This window comes from Streptomyces sp. NPDC006197, assembly GCF_040613865.1.
GTDB lineage: Bacteria > Actinomycetota > Actinomycetes > Streptomycetales > Streptomycetaceae > Streptomyces.
In genome coordinates this window covers 1-15149 of sequence record NZ_JBEXSZ010000022.1, presented here as the reverse complement: position 1 = coordinate 15149, position 15149 = coordinate 1, and the positions used below count along the sequence as shown (strand labels likewise).

Genomic DNA, 15149 nt, shown 5'->3' with positions numbered 1-15149 from the left:
GGGTGCCGCGCCGAGGGTCAGCAGAGGAGAGACACGTGTTCGTGAAGGTGTGCGGGCTCAGGACGACCGCCGACATCGATGCGGCGGTCGCGGCCGGGGCCGACGCCGTCGGGCTGGTGATCAGCGGGACCAGTGTGCGGGGGCTCGACCGGGAGCGGGCGGCGCGGCTCGCCGCCCACGTTCCGGCGGGTGTCCTGTCCGTTCTCGTGGTCAACGACACCCCCGCCGCCGAGGCCGCCCGCCTCGCCGGTGAACTCGGCGTCGGCGCCCTCCAGCTGCACGGCACCGCGTACCGCGAGGAGGATTTCGCGGCCGCTGCCGGGATCTTCCCGCGGCTGTGGCGGGCCACGTCCTTGAGCGACCGGCCCGACACGCGTGTCGGTGCCTACGGCGAGGAGGTCCTTCTCCTCGACTCGCCCCGGGCGGGTTCCGGCGAACCGTGGGACCTGTCCCTCCTTGAGGCCGCGCGGCCCGAGGGAGCGTGGCTGCTCGCCGGCGGGCTCGCACCGCACAACGTCGGCGAGGCGATCGGGCGGGCGCGCCCCTGGGGGGTCGACGTGTCCAGCGGTGTCGAGTCCGCGCCGGGCGTCAAGGACCACGATCTGATCCGTACGTTCGTCACCGCCGCGAAGCAGGCCGCACCGCACGGCGCCTGACCGAGAAAGATCACAGCCCCTGCTGTGCATCCCTGAAGCCCTTTCGTACGTCTTCCATGCGCCGGGTTCGTGTCCGGCCCCGTCGTGCGGTCCGGCAGAACCCGGGCCGGCTGCCGCGCGACCCGGCCCCTGCGGACCCGGAAGACATCGATCTCTACCAAGGGCAGAAGACTTTGCTGACTCCGACACTCGGTCTGCGCAGTGCCGTGACCGTCTCGCTCACGGCCTCGGCCGTACTGGCCGGCGGCCTCTTCGCCGGCCAGGCGTACGCCGCGCCGCCGGTCCCGTCGATCACCGCTCCCGGCGGTTTCGTCATGAACAACGGGACGGGGACGACGTTGTACGGGAAGGCCGCGGACACCCGCCGGTCGACCGGGTCCACCACGAAGATCATGACCGCGAAGGTGGTGCTGGCCCAGCCGAACCTCAACCTCGACGCCAAGGTCACGATCCAGAAGGCCTACAGCGACTACATCGTCTCCAAGAACGCCTCCTCGGCCCGGCTCATCGTCGGGGACAAGGTGACCGTCCGTCAGCTCCTCTACGGCCTCATGCTGCCGTCGGGCTGTGACGCCGCCTACGCGCTGGCCGACAAGTTCGGCACCGGCACCACGCGGGACGCCCGGGTCAAGTCGTTCATCGGGAAGATGAACGCCGAGGCGAGGCGGCTCGGCCTGCGCAACACCCACTTCGACTCGTTCGACGGAATAGGAGGTGGCCAGAACTACTCGACTCCGCGTGATCTGACGAAGATCGCGAGCAGCGCGATGAAGAACTCCACGTTCCGCACCGTCGTCAAGACGAAGTCCACGCAGCAGAAGGTGACCACGAAGAGCGGTGGTTACCGGTACATGTCGTGGACCAACACGAACAAGCTCCTCAGCACGTACAGCGGTGCGATCGGCGTGAAGACCGGTTCCGGTCCGCAGGCCAAGTACTGCCTCGTCTTCGCGGCCACCCGTGGCGGCAAGACGGTCATCGGTACGGTCCTCGCCTCGCCGTCCGAGACGAACAGGGCGGCCGACGTCAAGAAGCTGCTGGACTACGGCTTCGCCAGGTAACCGGCGCGCGACGGCGCCCGTCCGTCCCGGCTGTCTCCCGTTCGGCGGGAGGCAGCCCGGCGGCGGAACCCACGTGCGGGGCTTCGCCGCTGACCCGGCGCCGAACCACCGCCCGGCGCCGTGCTCCTCGAACCGGTCCGGCTCCTGGCCTTCCGGGCGGACGTGCCCCGGACGCTCCGCATTCAGCAGGTCGTCCCGTGCGTGATCCACTGGGGCCGCACCGCAGGTAGTGGTGCGCAAGGAGCGTGAAGAGATGTCCGAAACCACCGCCGTGGTGATCCGTCCGGTACGCGAGGGCGACTTCGACCAGTGGCGTGCCCTCTACCGGGGGTACGCCGACTTCTACCGGGTCGAGCAGACCGAGGAGGCCGCACGGCTCGTCTGGTCCTGGATCCACGACCCCGGTCACGAGGTGGAGGGCCTCGTGGCCGAGGCCGCCGACGGGCGGCTGGTCGGGCTCGCGCACTTCCGGCCCTTCGCGCGCCCGTTGTCCGCGTCCGTCGGCGGCTGGCTCGACGACCTCTTCGTCGACCCGGCCGACCGCGGCTCCGGCGTGGCGGACCTGCTGCTCGGCGCCCTGCGCGGGATCGGGGCCGAGCGCGGCTGGAGCGTCGTCCGCTGGATCACCGCCGACGACAACCACCGCGCCCGGTCCAAGTACGACCAGGTGGCCACGCGCACGATGTGGATCACGTACGACATGGCTCCCGAGGCCTGAGCCCCGCCGAGGCGCCCCGGCCCGCCCCCGGCCCGCCGTGCGCCCGCCGGAAACCTGCACAACGTGTGCGTGTCGAGGAGCGGGGCCTTCACCGTTCCCCGACACCACCGGGGCCGGGGCCGCCCGGACGGCACCGTTCTGTCCGTTTAAGTTCCTCGCGCGAGGCGGGACGGCCGAATCTGTTACTCGGATTCGAGGAGAAGGTGTCGGCATTCGGTGAAATTGGGTGCACGGCCGCTTCCCGAGGTGCAGAAACACCTGAGCGGAGGCGTCAACAGAATTTCTCCGGTCAGCCGTTCACGTGATTTGATCAATCCCGCTGCGGCCGCAGAAGACGGATTCCCCCCATGAACGAAGGGTGCGCATCATGCGTCACGACCTTGAGACCGCTGAGATCTCCGACGCCGACCTCGACGCCGTCTCCGGCGGTCTCGTCACCATCTCCGGCGGTCTCGCCGGCGCTGTGACCAGCGACGTCACCAACCTCCTCGGCACCGTCGGCTCGCTCCAGACCGTGCAGGGCGTCGAGGGCCTCGTCGGCGGCGTCCCGGGTCTGGCCTCCGGCATCACCGGCGTCTCGGTGAACACCGCGGGCATCACCGGCATCGCCGGCATCTGAGCCCGGCATCGGCCGTGAACCCCGGAACCGCCCCGGTTCCGGGGTTCACGGCCACCCCCTGAGAACGACCGCGGAAATCCCGTCCGCGGAATGTACGAGAGAATGCAGTCGAAGGAATAGTCCGTGCAGTTCCGCCGCAATGCGCTTTCCAAGCTGCAATCGCCCGAAGAACTCGACGTGCCCGTGCGTTTCGCGCGCCCCCAGGGCCGTCTGGTGCTCGCCGTCACCGTCGTCGTCATGGCCGCCGCGGGTTTCTGGGCCCTCACCGGCACGGTGACGTCCAAGGTGAACGCCCCCGGCCTCCTCACCCACGCCGAGGGCACCTATCTGCTGCAGAGCCCCGTCGCCGGACAGGTCACCGACGTCCTCGTCGAAGAGGGCCGGCCCGTCGCCCCCGGCGCGCCGCTGCTGACCGTCCGCACGGACCGGGGCGACCGGCCGGTCCGTGCCGTCGCCGGCGGTCGCGTCACCACGCTGTACGCGAGGCTGGGCTCGGTCGTCACCACCGGCGCCGACGTGGCGACCGTGGAGCGCGTGACCGACCCGCACGCCCCGCTGATGGCCGTCCTGTACCTGCCGGGCGACACCGCCGCCACGATCCGCGCGGGCGCCCGGGTCGACCTCGGTGTCCAGTCCGTCCCGCGCGACCGGTTCGGCGTGCTCCGCGGGCGGGTCCGCGCCGTCGGCCGCACTCCGCAGACGCAGGCCCAACTCGGCTCCTTCCTCGGCGACGCCGGACTCGCCGCGCGCTTCTCCCGCGAGGGCGATCCGGCCGCGGTGCTCGTCACCCTGGACCGCTCCCCTGCCACCGCCTCCGGATACGCCTGGTCCTCCACGGACGGGCCTCCGCAGGCGCCCGTCTCCGGCACGCCGGTCACCGGCGCCGTCCACCTCGCCGCGCAGCGGCCCGTCGACTGGCTGCTCCCGTGAGCGCGTCCCGGGCGGCCGCCCCGACCCGGGCCCGGTCCGGCGGCAGGTCGCGCGGCTCGGCCCGCAGGCTCCCGCCCGCGAGCGGACCCCGACGCCGTGCGCAGGTCCCCGAGGGCCGCCGGCCCGGGACCGTCCGCACCCCCACGGTGCTCCAGATGGAGGCGGTCGAGTGCGGCGCCGCCGCCCTCGCGATGGTCCTCGGGCACCACGGCCGTTTCGTCTCGCTGGAGGAGCTCCGCATCGCCTGCGGCGTCTCCCGCGACGGGTCCCGGGCCGGGAACCTCCTCAAAGCGGCCCGGGGGCACGGACTCCAGGCCAAGGGCATGCAGATGGACCTGGCCGCGCTCGCCGAGGTGCCCGCCCCGGCCATTCTCTTCTGGGAGTTCAACCACTACGTCGTCTACGAGGGCATGGGCCGCCGTCTGGGCCGGCCCGGCGTGTACATCAACGACCCGGGCAGCGGCCGCCGGTTCGTCCCCATGGACCAGTTCGACACCAGCTTCACCGGCATCGTGCTCACCTTCGAGCCGGGCCCCGGCTTCCGGCGCGGCGGCAGCCGGCCCGGCGTCCTCGCCGCCCTTCCGGCCCGGCTGCGCGGCACCTCCGGCACCATGGCCGCCGCGGTCGTCGCCAGCCTCCTCCTGGTGGCCGTCGGCGCGTGGGTGCCGGCCCTGAGCCGTACGTACATCGACATGTTCCTCATCGGGAACCAGACGTCCCTGCTCGGTGTGGTCTTCGCGGCGATGGCCACCGCCCTCGTCCTGACCGGGACGCTCACGGCCCTCCAACAGGCCAATCTGCTGCGTGGGCGCATCATCGCCTCCACCCTGGGCAGCGCCCGCTTCCTGCGGCACCTGCTCCGGCTCCCGCTCGCCTTCTACGCCCAGCGCAGCCCGGCCGATCTCGTCCAACGCCTCCGGACCAACGACGCGGTCGCCGAGACCCTCGCCCGCGACCTGGCCGCGGCGGCGGTCGACGCCGTCGTCGTCCTGCTCTACGCCGTACTGCTCTGGACGTACGACCCGCAACTCACCGTCGTCGGCGTGCTGATCGCCCTGCTCAACGTCGTCGCCCTGCGCGTCGTCGTCCATCTGCGGGCCACCGGCACGCAGAAGCTGCGCGCCGAGAGCGCCCGGCTGACCAACACCGCGTACAGCGGGCTCCAGCTCATCGAGACGATGAAGGCCACCGGCGGCGAGGACGGCTTCTTCCGCCGCTGGGCCGGACAGCACGCCACCACCCTCGACGTGCAGCAGCGGCTCGGCGTGCCCAGCGCCTGGCTGGCGGTCGTCGCGCCCACCCTCGCCGCGCTCAACAGCGCGCTCATCCTCATGATCGGCGGTCTGCGGGCGGTGGAGGGCCATCTCACCGTCGGTCTGCTCGTCGCCTTCCAGGCCCTCGTGACCGGCTTCACCGCGCCGCTCACCCGGCTCAACGGAGTGGCGGGCCGCGTCCAGGACTTCGCCGCCGACATCGCCCGCCTCAGGGACGTCGAGAACTTCCCCGTCGACCCGGTGCACACCCGGCGCGCCCCGGGCGCCGCCACCCGCCGCCTCACCGGCCACGTCGAGCTGGAGGGCGTCACCTTCGGCTACAGCCCCCTCGACGCGCCGCTGCTCAAGGACTTCTCGCTGACCGTCGGCCCCGGGCAGCAGGTCGCCCTGGTCGGCGGGTCGGGCAGCGGCAAGTCCACCGTCTCGCGGCTGATGTCCGGGCTCTACACGCCGTGGGAAGGCGCGATCCGCATCGACGGGATGCGTCTGGAGGACATCCCGCGCGGCGCCCTCGCGGCCTCCGTCTCCTTCGTCGACCAGGACGTCTTCCTCTTCGAGGGCACCGTCCGCGACAACGTGGCGCTCTGGGACCCCTCCGTCCCCGACGAGGCCGTCGTCGCCGCCCTCCAGGACGCCGCCGTGTACGACGAGGTCGCCCGGCGCCCCGGCGGCATCCGCAGCCGCGTCGAGCAGGACGGCCGCAACTTCTCCGGCGGCCAGCGCCAGCGCCTGGAGATCGCCCGCGCGCTGGTGCGCCGCCCGAGCGTCCTGATCCTCGACGAGGTGACCAGCGCGCTCGACGCGGCGACCGAACAGGTCGTCATCGACAACCTGCGGCGGCGCGGCTGCGCCTGCGTGGTCATCGCCCATCGGCTGAGCACCGTGCGCGACAGCGACGAGATCGTCGTGCTCGACCGGGGCACGGTGGTGGAGCGCGGACGCCACGAGCAGCTCGTCGCGGCGCGGGGCACGTACGCCGGTCTGGTCAAGGAGCACTGAGGTGAACGTCCCCCATCCGCCCGTCGACCTCGCCGCCGCCCGGCACGGCGGCGCCCCGGACCCGGTCGTCGCCGCCCTGGGCGCCCTCGGCACCGCGGTCGACTGCGCCGGTCTGCGCAGCCTCGCCCTCGAAGGCCCGCACGTCCTCTGGCTCGTCGTCGAGGGCGCCCTCGACCTGTTCGCCGTCGACGCGGCGCGGCTCGGCCCCTGGCACTTCCTGGGCCGCCTCGAAGCGGGCACGCTGCTGCTCGGCCCCGTCGACGGCCCCGCGCACACCCTGGTCGGCCGGCCGGCCCAGGGCTGCCTGCTGCGCCGTGTCGAGCCGCGCGAACTGCCGTACCCGACCGGCCAGGCGTACGCCCCGGAGGGGTACGGGCAGCAGGGACGCGGACCGTGGGCATCCGGCGGTCAGTGGTACGAGGGCCAGTGGTACGAGGAGCAGAGCGCGTACGGCATGGGGGCCGAGGCCCCGCTCAGCCCCCTGGAGCACGCCTTCGCGCTCGGCATCGGGCGCGGGCTGCGCGTCCTGTACCAGGCGGCCCTGGACGGCGGCCCCGGCGGCGCCCCGGGCGCATCCGACGACGACGTCCTCTGGATGCGGCTCGTCCCCGGGAGCATCGCGTACGGAGCCGCCTACGCGACGGGCCACCAGGGCTACGAGGGGTACGAGGGCGACGGATCCGGGACCCTTCTCGTGGACCCCGCGACCTGGCAGGGCATGGTCGACCAGCAGTACCGGCTGCTCCACGCCCTGGACGACTGGATCGAGCAGCTCGAACGCGACCACGAGGACCGCGCGGCCGCGGGGATCGAGGCCGGCCGGGCCGCACGCACGCGGGCCGACCACACGCTGCTCGCCTCCATCGGCCGCTCCGGCGGCGCCCCCCGGGGCCGGGCCGCCGACGACGACGCGACCTACGCCGTGTGCCGGGCCGTCGCCGCCGAGGCGCGCATCGCCCTCGCCGATCCGGCCGACGCGGCCGCGGACCCCGGACACCTCGACCCCGTCGAACGCATCGCGCTCGCCTCCCGGATCCGCACCCGCGGCGTCCGGCTGGGCGACCGCTGGTGGCGCGAGGACAGCGGGCCCCTCGTGGGGCACCGCTCGGCGGACGGGACCCCCGTCGCCCTGCTGTGGCGGCGCGGCCGGTACGTGGCCTTCGACCCCGCCACCGGTGAGCGGGAGCGCGTCGGCCGGGCGGGGGCCGCGGCGTTCGCACCGCGGGCCGTCATGTTCTACCGGCCGCTGCCCGACCGGCCCCTCGGCCTGCTGCGGCTGCTCCGGTTCAGCGTGCGGGGGACGCGGGCGGAGCTCCGCGACCTGCTCCTCGGCGGGCTCGTCGCGGTCGCCCTCGGCGCCCTGGTGCCCGTCGCCACCGGCACGGTGCTCGGCTCGTACGTCCCCGCGGCCGAGACCGGGCTGATCGTCCAGGCCGGCTTCGCGATCATCGCCACCAGTGTGGTGTCGGCCTCGTTCATGCTGCTCCAGAACACGGCGATCCTGCGCATGGAGGGCCGTATCGAGGCGATCCTCCAGCCGGCCGTCTGGGACCGGCTGCTCCGCCTGCCGACGACGTTCTTCGCCGGGCGGTCGACCGGCGAACTGGCCGGTGCCGCCATGGGCATCAGCGCCATCCGCCGGGTCCTGTCCGGCATCGGCCCGGTGGTCGTCCAGGCCGGCACCGTCGGCACGGTCAACCTGGTGCTGCTCCTCGTCTACAGCGTGCCGCTGGCCCTCGTCGCGCTCGCCCTGCTGCTGGCCACGGCCGCGGTCTTCCTGGGCCTCGGCCTCTGGCAGCTGCGGTACCAGCGGCAGTTGGTCCGGCTCGACAACAAGCTCGACAACCAGGCCTTCCAGACCCTGCGCGGGCTGCCGAAGCTGCGCGTCGCGGCGGCCGAGAGCTTCGCCTACGCCGCCTGGGCGGGGCAGTTCGCCCGGACCCGCGAACTGCACCGGCGCATCGGGCGGATCAAGAACGTCCTCGCGGTCCTCGGCGCGGTCTGTCTGCCGCTGTGCACGCTCGTGATGTTCGCGCTCCTGGCCGGCCCGGCCCGCGGCAGCCTGTCCGCGAGCGAGTTCCTCACCTTCAGCACCGCCGTCACGATGATGCTCTCCTCGGTCACACAGCTGACCGGCGCGCTCCTTTCGGCCGCCGCCGTACAGCCCATGTTCGAACAGATCAGGCCGGTGTTCCGGGAGACGCCCGAGGTCCGCGGCTCCAGCGCCCGGCCCGGCGAGCTGACCGGTGCGATCGAGGCCGAGAACCTGTCCTACCGCTACACCGAGGACGGCCCGCTGGTCCTCGACGGGGTCAGCCTGCGGGTGCGGCCGGGCGAGTTCGTCGCGATCGTCGGGGCCAGCGGCTGCGGCAAGTCCACGCTCCTGCGGCTGCTCATCGGCTTCGACCGGCCGGCCTCCGGCACCGTGCGGTACGACGGCCAGGACCTCGCGGCCCTGGACCTGGCGGCCGTGCGCCGCCAGTGCGGCGTCGTCCTGCAGAACGCCCAGCCGTTCTCCGGCTCCGTCCTCGACTGCATCCGCGGCGCCGGCACGTACCCGCTGGAGGACGCGTGGGCCGCCGCCGCGATGGCGGGCCTGGCCGAGGACATCAAGGCCATGCCCATGGGCATGCACACGATGCTGTCCGACGGCGGAGGCACCATCTCGGGCGGCCAGCGGCAGCGGCTGATGATCGCTCAGGCGCTCATCCGCAGACCCCGCGTCCTCTTCTTCGACGAGGCGACGAGCGCCCTCGACAACGAGGCCCAGCGGATCGTCATCGAGTCGACCCGCGCCCTGAACGCGACCCGCGTCGTGATCGCCCACCGGCTGTCCACCATCATGGACGCCGACCGGGTGATCGCCCTGGCGGACGGACGCGTCGTCCAGGAGGGCACGCCCGCCGAACTCCTCGCCGACACGAACGGGCTGTTCCACGAGCTGGTCCGGCGGCAACTGGGCTGATGCGTCCCGTCGGTGACGGTCCGCGCCGACCCCGCGTGGCGGAACCGGGCGGGGTGCCGGAGGTGTGTACACGTACGACAGTGATCGCTGCGGAAGGAAACACCTTGCACTCCGACGGACCGGACCCGTCCCGCCGTACCTCCCTGGCCCTGGGCGTCGGCGCGGCGCTCACGGCCGCCCTCGCCGTGGGCGGCGGAACCGCGCAGGCCTTACCGGAGGCGGGCGGCGCCGTCGCGCGGCTGCGGCGCCTGGAGCGGGAACACACCGCACGACTCGGCGTGTTCGCCCGCGACATGCGCACCGGCAGGACCGTCGCCCACCGGGCCCACGAACGCTTCCCGATGGCCTCCGTGTTCAAGACGCTCGCCGCCGCGGCCGTGCTGCGCGACCTCGACCGCGACGGGGAGTTCCTCTCCCGCCGCGTCCACTACACCCGGGCGTACGTCACCAGGTCGGGGGCCTCGCCGATCACGGAGCTGGCCGAGAACGTCTCGGGCGGCATGACCGTCTCCGCCCTCTGCGACGCGGCCATCCGCTTCAGCGACAACACGGCCGCCAACCTGCTCCTGAAGGAGCTGGGCGGCCCCACCGCCATCACCCGCTTCGCCCGCTCGGTCGGGGACCGCGTCACCCGGCTCGACCGGTGGGAGCCCGAGCTCAACTCGGCGGAGCCCCGGCGGGTCACCGACACCACCACCCCGTACGCCATCGGCCTCACCTACGCCCGCCTCGTGCTCGGCGACGCCCTGGAGCCCCACGACCGCGAGCGGCTCACCGACTGGCTGCTCCGCAACACCACCAGCACCGAGAGGTTCCGCCGCGGCCTGCCCGCCGACTGGCTCCTCGCCGACAAGACCGGCTCCCCTCGCCACGGCGGCGCCAACGACGTGGGCATCGCCTGGCGGCCGGACGGCACGCCGATCGTCCTGGCCGTCCTCACCACGCAGCCCGAGGAGGACGCCCCCGCCGACAACCCGCTGGTGGCCGGCGCCGCCGCACTGCTGGCGGAGGAGCTCGGCCCGGTAACGTCGACGCCATGAACGTCACCGGCAAGGAATCGCGCCACCTCAGCGTCCATGTCGACCGGACCGTCGACGAGGTCTACGCCTATGCCTCGGACCCGGTCAACCTGCCCGCGTGGGCGCACGGGTTGGGGGGCTCCATCGAGAAGGTCGGGGACGAGTGAGTCGCGGACTCCTCCCCGCTGGGACGCGTCACGGTCAGGTTCGTGCCGCGCAACGAGCTGGGCGTGCTCGACCACGACGTCACGCTCCCCTCCGGGGAGACCTTCTACAACCCGGTCCGCGTGATCGCCGACGGCACGGGAAGCGAAGTGGTGTTCACCCTCCGCCGGCAGCCGGGGACGAGCGACGCCGACTTCGAGCGTGACGCCGAGACGGTCGCCGCCGACCTGGCCCGGCTCAGGGAGCTGCTGGAGTCCGCCTAGGGCCTGTCCGGCGGATCGGGGCCGGACAGGCCCTGGGGCCCTCAGCGCAGCCGGCGCGCGCGCAGCACCAGGTCGTGGGTGTGGTGTGCGCCGGCCCCGCCGTCGGGCGCCACTCGGGGGCGCTGTTCGTCCACTTCCACCACCCAGTCGTCGTCGAGCAGAGCCGTGACCATCGAGGGCCAGACGTAGTCGGCCGGGTCGAAGCCGCTCTCGTCCGCCTGCCGGGTCTCCATCCCGGCGTGGTGGACGAGCAGCAGCACGCCGCCGACCGCGACGGCCGAGATCAGCGCGCGTTCGGCCGCGGCGTCGGGCGTGCGCAGCAGGGCCGGGTACTGCGCGGAGACCAGGTCGAAGGAGGCCGGCGGGAGCGCCGCCTCCGTCAGGGTGGCGTGGACCCAGCGGACGGCGACGCCGGTGTCCCGCGCGTGCTCGGCCGCCCGCTCCAGCGCCACGCCCGAGACCTCGAGCGCGGTCACGTCCCAGCCGCCGCGCGCGAGCCAGACGGCGTCCGCGCCCTCGCCGCAGCCGACGTCGAGCACCCGGCCGGGGGTGAGTCCGGCGACCTCGGCCACGAGCGCGCCGTTGGGCCGGCCGCTCCAGAGTCGTTCCCGGTCGGCGTAGAGGTCGTCCCACTTCGCCCGCACCGCGGGGTCTCCGAGGTATCCGCCGGTGGGCGAAGGGGTACGGGCGGAGGCGGGCGTTCCCGCTGCGATGTCGTCGGTCACGGATGCACCGTCGCCCACCGTGCCCCGGTCGCGCCACTGCTGTTGCCGGTCCGGCAAAACGACGCGCACGCAGCGATCAAAAATACCCCCTGGGGTATTTGACTTCCTTGCGACAGCCCCCTTACGGTCGAGCGCGAAAATACCCCCGGGGGTGTCTGGACGGTGGTGCTTCGACGCGCGATCCGCGCACCCCTCGGCGGATCGGCCGCTCCCGCCGCCGCCCAGGCGGATCCGGGCCCCGGCGCATCGAGGTGCGCTCCTGATGAAGGGATTGCCGTGTTCTTCGCGCAGTACCACCTCGACCGCCTCCCCCAGGCGTCCTACACGATCGCCGACGAACACACCGGCCGGGCGGTAGGCATCGACCCGCGCCGGGACGTCTCGGAGCACCTGGCCGACGCCGTCACGCACGGATTCACCGGGCCGCGGGCCGCCGGCGCGGTCGTGGTCGACGCGCGCGACCCCCAGGAGTTCGCGGCCGGACATCTGCGCGGTGCGGTGAACGCGCCCGCCGACGTCTGACCCCCCCCTCGGGCCACGCCGCCCGCCGGACCCCTCACCACCCCGCACATACGCCCCTGGGTACGCCCGGACCGACTTGAAGTGGAATCCCATGAGCACCACCCCCGCCCCCGCCCTCACGCCCGCCGCGCTGCGCCGGCTCGTCCAGGAAGGGCGCGCGCCGCGACTGCTCGACGTGCGGACGTCCGGCGAGTTCCGTACGGCGCACATCCCCGGCTCGTACAACGTGCCGCTGGACATCCTGATCGAGCACCGCGCCCAGCTCCTGCCCCACCTCGACGAGGACGTCGTGCTCGTCTGTCGGTCCGGACAGCGCGCCGCCCAGGCCGAGAAGGCCCTGGCCGGTGCCGGGCTGCCGGGCTGCCGCGTCCTGGAGGGCGGCATCGTCGCCTGGGAGACGGCCGGCTCGCCCGTCGAGCGGGGTCCGGAGCGGTGGGACACGGAGCGTCAGGTCCGGCTCGTGGCCGGCTCGATCGTCCTGGCCACCGGCCTCGCCGGGATGTTCGTCCCGGGCGCCCATCTGATCGGCACCGCGATCGGGGCGGGCCTGACCTACGCGGCCCTCGGCAACTCCTGCGCCATGGGCGTACTGCTGTCCAAGCTGCCGTACAACCGCGGGCCGCGCACCGACGTCCGCACGGTGATCGCGGGGCTGCGGAGCACCTCGTGACCGCCCTGGTCGTCGGCCTCAGCCCGGGCGTCCTCGCGGGCGGCCGGCCCGACCGGGGCCTGGTCCTGACCGTGTCCGCCGCGGCGGTGGCCGGCAGTCTCGCGGGCGGCCGGCTCGCGGGCGGCATCCCTCAGGACGCGCTGCGCACGGCGTTCGGCTGGTTCGTCCTCGCCATGGGCGCCTCGTGCTCGCGCAGCAGCTCGACGCCGCCGTGTGGACCACCCGGCCGCGTGGACGGTGCTCGGGACCGCGCCGGTCTGCTTGTTCGCCGGCCGGGTGTGGCGGACCCGGCGTCTCTCCGCGGCTCCGCCGCCGGGGGACGCCGGGAACACGCCGTAAGTCCCGACCGCCCCGGGCGATGCCGCGGCCGGCTCCGGTCGGCCGCGGCGGAAGAGCGGACGGCTACAGGCTGAGCGCGTCCTCGGCGTTGTCCATCCACGCGGTGACGGAGTTCTCCTCGGAGACGTTGAAGCCGGGCGTCGAGGCCTTGAGCGGCACCTGCTCCAGGTCGGACTCGGTGTCCATGGTCATCGCGATCGAGGAGACCGTCTTGCTCTTGGGCCCCTTCAGGCCGCCCATGAGTCCCGCGTAGGCGGACTCGCCCGGGGCGAGCCGGATGGCGTCCTCGATGCCGGGGGCGGCACCGCGCTCCGTCGCCTGCCCGTCCAGGTCGCCGAAGGTCACGACGGGGTGGCCGAGCACCCGGCACGGCTTGCCGGCCTTGTTGGTGATCTTCAGCAGGTAGCTGCTGGTCGTGGACTCGGCCAGGCTCGCCGTGAACGTCACGTCGTACGTGCTGCACGGGAAGACGTCGTAGTCCGGGTCGGTCGACGGCGAGACCGGCTTGGCGGGCGTCGGCACCTTGACCGGCTTCGACGGGGTGGCGGGCGTCGACGGCTTCGAGGACTCGGCGGGCTTCGTGGGCGTGGACGGGGTGGCGGCGGAGGGCGTCGCGGTCGGCGCCCCGGGGCCGCCCGCGGCTCCGTCCTCGGAAGGCCCGCAGGCGGTCAGGGCCAGCGCGGACGCGGCGACGAGGACGACGGCGACTCTGCGAACGGAACTCATGGTGGTACTCCCCCCGATGACAACGCACGAACTGCGCTGAGGTGAACACCAGGTTCGCGCGCCCGCTTCACGGTTCTGTGACGGCGTCTTACCGAAATCACCACGGTGCGTCCCAGGGGTCCCGCCGGGACCGGGAAGGTCCCGGCGGGAGGTCCGGCCTGTCAGCCCGCCGCGCGGAAGGCCTCGGTCAACGCGCCGACGGCGCCCGCCGGGTCACCGGTGAGCAGCAGGTGGTCCGCCCGGGCGAACGGCTTCGCCGTCCTCTCCGTGACGTCCTGCCCGATGCGCTCCTGGACGATCAGCCGGGCCCGGCCGACGAGGCTCCGCGCCGCGGCGGAGTCCCCGTGTCCGGCCTTCTGCAGGGCGCAGGCGGCGAGCCCGATCGCCCGCAGCGCCGGCTCCCCTCCCCGTGGTGCGCCGTGGAGCGTGGTCAGGCCCCAGCCGTACGGGAACTGCGGGTCGTAGCGCGTGTCGCCCACGTTCAGCGGGAGCTGGTCCTCCGACCTCGGCCAGCTCACCGGGAGCCGTCCGGTGAAGGGCCGCCGGCCGTACAGGACGTCCGCCACTCCGTCGCCCTCCGTCCCCGGCAGCCACGACGCCACCAGGGCGTCGATGGCAGGCAGCCGGTCGCCGATGAGCTGGGGGCGTCCGGAGACGACGAGGACCGCGCACGGCATCGCGGCGCAGACCCGGTCGACGGCCGCCCGGTCGGCCGCGCTCAGCTCCAGGTCGTGTCCATTGCCCACGTCGCCCATGCCCTCGGCGTAGGGCGTCTCGCCGACCACCACGACACCGACGTCGTGTCCCGTGGTGGGCGCGGTGGCGTCCTTGGACCAGGTGAGCGTGGTGCCGGGGTCGACGGACTTCCGCATCGCCTCCAGGATCGTGGTGCCGGTGGTCGTCCGGCCCGAGGTGCCCTGCCAGGTGACGGTCCATCCGCCGGCCTGGTTGCCGAGGTCGTCGGCGTTGGAGCCCGCGACGTACACGTTCTGGGTGGGCTTGAGCGGCAGCACGCCGCCGTCGTTCTTCAGGAGGACCTGCGAGGCGGCCGCCGCCTCCCGTGCCACGGCGCGGTGTTCCGGCGAGCCGACAGTCGCCAGGCGGGTCGTGTCCGCGTACGGCTCCTCGAAGAGGCCCAGGCGGAACTTCCGGGTGAGGATCCGGGCGACGGCGTCGTCGATCCGCGCGGTGGGGACGCGGCCCGCCTCCGTCTCGGCGACCAGGGTCCGGGTGAACTCCTGGTAGTTCGTCGGCACCATGATCATGTCCAGGCCGGCGTTGACCGAGGTCCGCACGTCGCTCGGGTAGTCGCCGGGGATATGGTCGATGGCCTGCCAGTCGCTGATGACGAAGCCCTCGAAGCCCATCCGGCCCTTCAGCACGCCGTTGATCATCTCGGCGTTAGAGGTCCTAACAGAAGCCACTGATGGTGTGACTGTCAGCTTGGATGCTCGTTGGGCCGTTCGTGGCGAAGAGGAACTCCCGGCCGTGGATCGTC

At 73.2% G+C, this 15149-nt stretch carries 13 protein-coding genes and 3 pseudogenes; 13 read left to right on the top strand and 3 right to left on the bottom strand.

Annotated elements, in window-relative coordinates:
- The first annotated feature begins 35 nt into the window (after nt 1–35).
- The 9 genes and pseudogenes from ABZ318_RS09760 (at nt 36) to ABZ318_RS09720 (ending at nt 10669) form a co-directional block, all read left to right on the top strand.
- Nucleotides 36–656, top strand: a complete 621-nt coding sequence (locus ABZ318_RS09760) for a phosphoribosylanthranilate isomerase (protein WP_356901941.1) — start codon at nt 36–38, stop codon at nt 654–656.
- A gap of 194 nt (nt 657–850) precedes the next feature.
- Complete coding sequence (locus ABZ318_RS09755; protein WP_356901992.1) at nt 851–1717, top strand: D-alanyl-D-alanine carboxypeptidase; 867 nt, start codon at nt 851–853, stop codon at nt 1715–1717.
- Nucleotides 1718–1970: 253 nt separating this feature from the next.
- Complete coding sequence (locus ABZ318_RS09750) at nt 1971–2435, top strand: GNAT family N-acetyltransferase (protein WP_356901940.1); 465 nt, start codon at nt 1971–1973, stop codon at nt 2433–2435.
- Between the two features lie 367 nt (nt 2436–2802).
- Complete coding sequence (locus ABZ318_RS09745) at nt 2803–3054, top strand: hypothetical protein (protein WP_356901939.1); 252 nt, start codon at nt 2803–2805, stop codon at nt 3052–3054.
- A gap of 123 nt (nt 3055–3177) precedes the next feature.
- Nucleotides 3178–3984 carry an HlyD family efflux transporter periplasmic adaptor subunit gene (locus ABZ318_RS09740; RefSeq protein ID WP_356901938.1) on the top strand — a complete coding sequence of 269 codons (807 nt, stop codon included), beginning with the start codon at nt 3178–3180 and terminating at the stop codon, nt 3982–3984.
- On the top strand, nt 3981–6257 hold the full coding sequence (locus ABZ318_RS09735) for an NHLP family bacteriocin export ABC transporter peptidase/permease/ATPase subunit (RefSeq protein ID WP_356901937.1): 2277 nt from the start codon (nt 3981–3983) through the stop codon (nt 6255–6257). Before ABZ318_RS09740 ends, ABZ318_RS09735 begins: the two co-directional genes overlap by 4 nt.
- Before the next feature lies 1 nt (nt 6258).
- Nucleotides 6259–9222 (top strand): NHLP bacteriocin export ABC transporter permease/ATPase subunit, encoded by a 2964-nt coding sequence (locus ABZ318_RS09730; RefSeq protein WP_356901936.1) that lies wholly within the window; start codon nt 6259–6261, stop codon nt 9220–9222.
- Nucleotides 9223–9326: 104 nt separating this feature from the next.
- Complete coding sequence (bla, locus tag ABZ318_RS09725) at nt 9327–10262, top strand: class A beta-lactamase (protein ID WP_356901935.1); 936 nt, start codon at nt 9327–9329, stop codon at nt 10260–10262.
- Nucleotides 10259–10669, top strand: a pseudogene (locus tag ABZ318_RS09720) (SRPBCC family protein). Before bla ends, ABZ318_RS09720 begins: the two are co-directional and overlap by 4 nt.
- A gap of 41 nt (nt 10670–10710) precedes the next feature.
- Here ABZ318_RS09720 and ABZ318_RS09715 read toward each other — a convergent pair.
- Nucleotides 10711–11394, bottom strand: coding sequence for a class I SAM-dependent methyltransferase (locus ABZ318_RS09715; RefSeq protein WP_356901934.1), 684 nt, complete (start codon nt 11392–11394; stop codon nt 10711–10713).
- A 276-nt stretch (nt 11395–11670) separates the two neighbouring features.
- Between ABZ318_RS09715 and ABZ318_RS09710 the strand changes: the two are divergent.
- The 4 genes and pseudogenes from ABZ318_RS09710 to ABZ318_RS09695 all read left to right on the top strand — a co-directional run.
- Nucleotides 11671–11814: pseudogene (locus tag ABZ318_RS09710) on the top strand (MBL fold metallo-hydrolase); the annotation flags it as partial.
- 24 nt (nt 11815–11838) lie between these two features.
- The gene (locus ABZ318_RS09705; protein ID WP_356901991.1) at nt 11839–11916 is read left to right on the top strand and encodes a rhodanese-like domain-containing protein; all 78 of its coding nucleotides are present in this window, start codon (nt 11839–11841) and stop codon (nt 11914–11916) included.
- 91 nt (nt 11917–12007) lie between these two features.
- On the top strand, nt 12008–12586 hold the full coding sequence (locus ABZ318_RS09700) for a rhodanese-like domain-containing protein (RefSeq protein ID WP_356901933.1): 579 nt from the start codon (nt 12008–12010) through the stop codon (nt 12584–12586).
- Nucleotides 12583–12999 carry a hypothetical protein gene (locus tag ABZ318_RS09695; RefSeq protein ID WP_356901932.1) on the top strand — a complete coding sequence of 139 codons (417 nt, stop codon included), beginning with the start codon at nt 12583–12585 and terminating at the stop codon, nt 12997–12999. Before ABZ318_RS09700 ends, ABZ318_RS09695 begins: the two co-directional genes overlap by 4 nt.
- Here the strand turns inward: ABZ318_RS09695 and ABZ318_RS09690 are convergent.
- On the bottom strand, nt 12989–13651 hold the full coding sequence (locus ABZ318_RS09690) for a DUF4232 domain-containing protein (RefSeq protein ID WP_356901931.1): 663 nt from the start codon (nt 13649–13651) through the stop codon (nt 12989–12991). The genes ABZ318_RS09695 and ABZ318_RS09690 overlap by 11 nt on opposite strands.
- A gap of 161 nt (nt 13652–13812) precedes the next feature.
- Nucleotides 13813–15057 (bottom strand): annotated as a pseudogene (locus tag ABZ318_RS09685) (glycoside hydrolase family 3 C-terminal domain-containing protein); the annotation flags it as partial.
- Nucleotides 15058–15149: the final 92 nt, after the last annotated feature.

Bases quoted from the DNA above. Each gene is read 5' to 3' on its own strand.
- ABZ318_RS09750 (WP_356901940.1), top strand. From the start codon at position 1,971: ATGTCCGAAACCACCGCCGTGGTGATCCGTCCGGTACGCGAGGGCGAC.
- ABZ318_RS09745 (WP_356901939.1), top strand. From the start codon at position 2,803: ATGCGTCACGACCTTGAGACCGCTGAGATCTCCGACGCCGACCTCGAC.
- ABZ318_RS09700 (WP_356901933.1), top strand. From the start codon at position 12,008: ATGAGCACCACCCCCGCCCCCGCCCTCACGCCCGCCGCGCTGCGCCGG.
- ABZ318_RS09690 (WP_356901931.1), bottom strand. From the start codon at position 13,651: ATGAGTTCCGTTCGCAGAGTCGCCGTCGTCCTCGTCGCCGCGTCCGCG.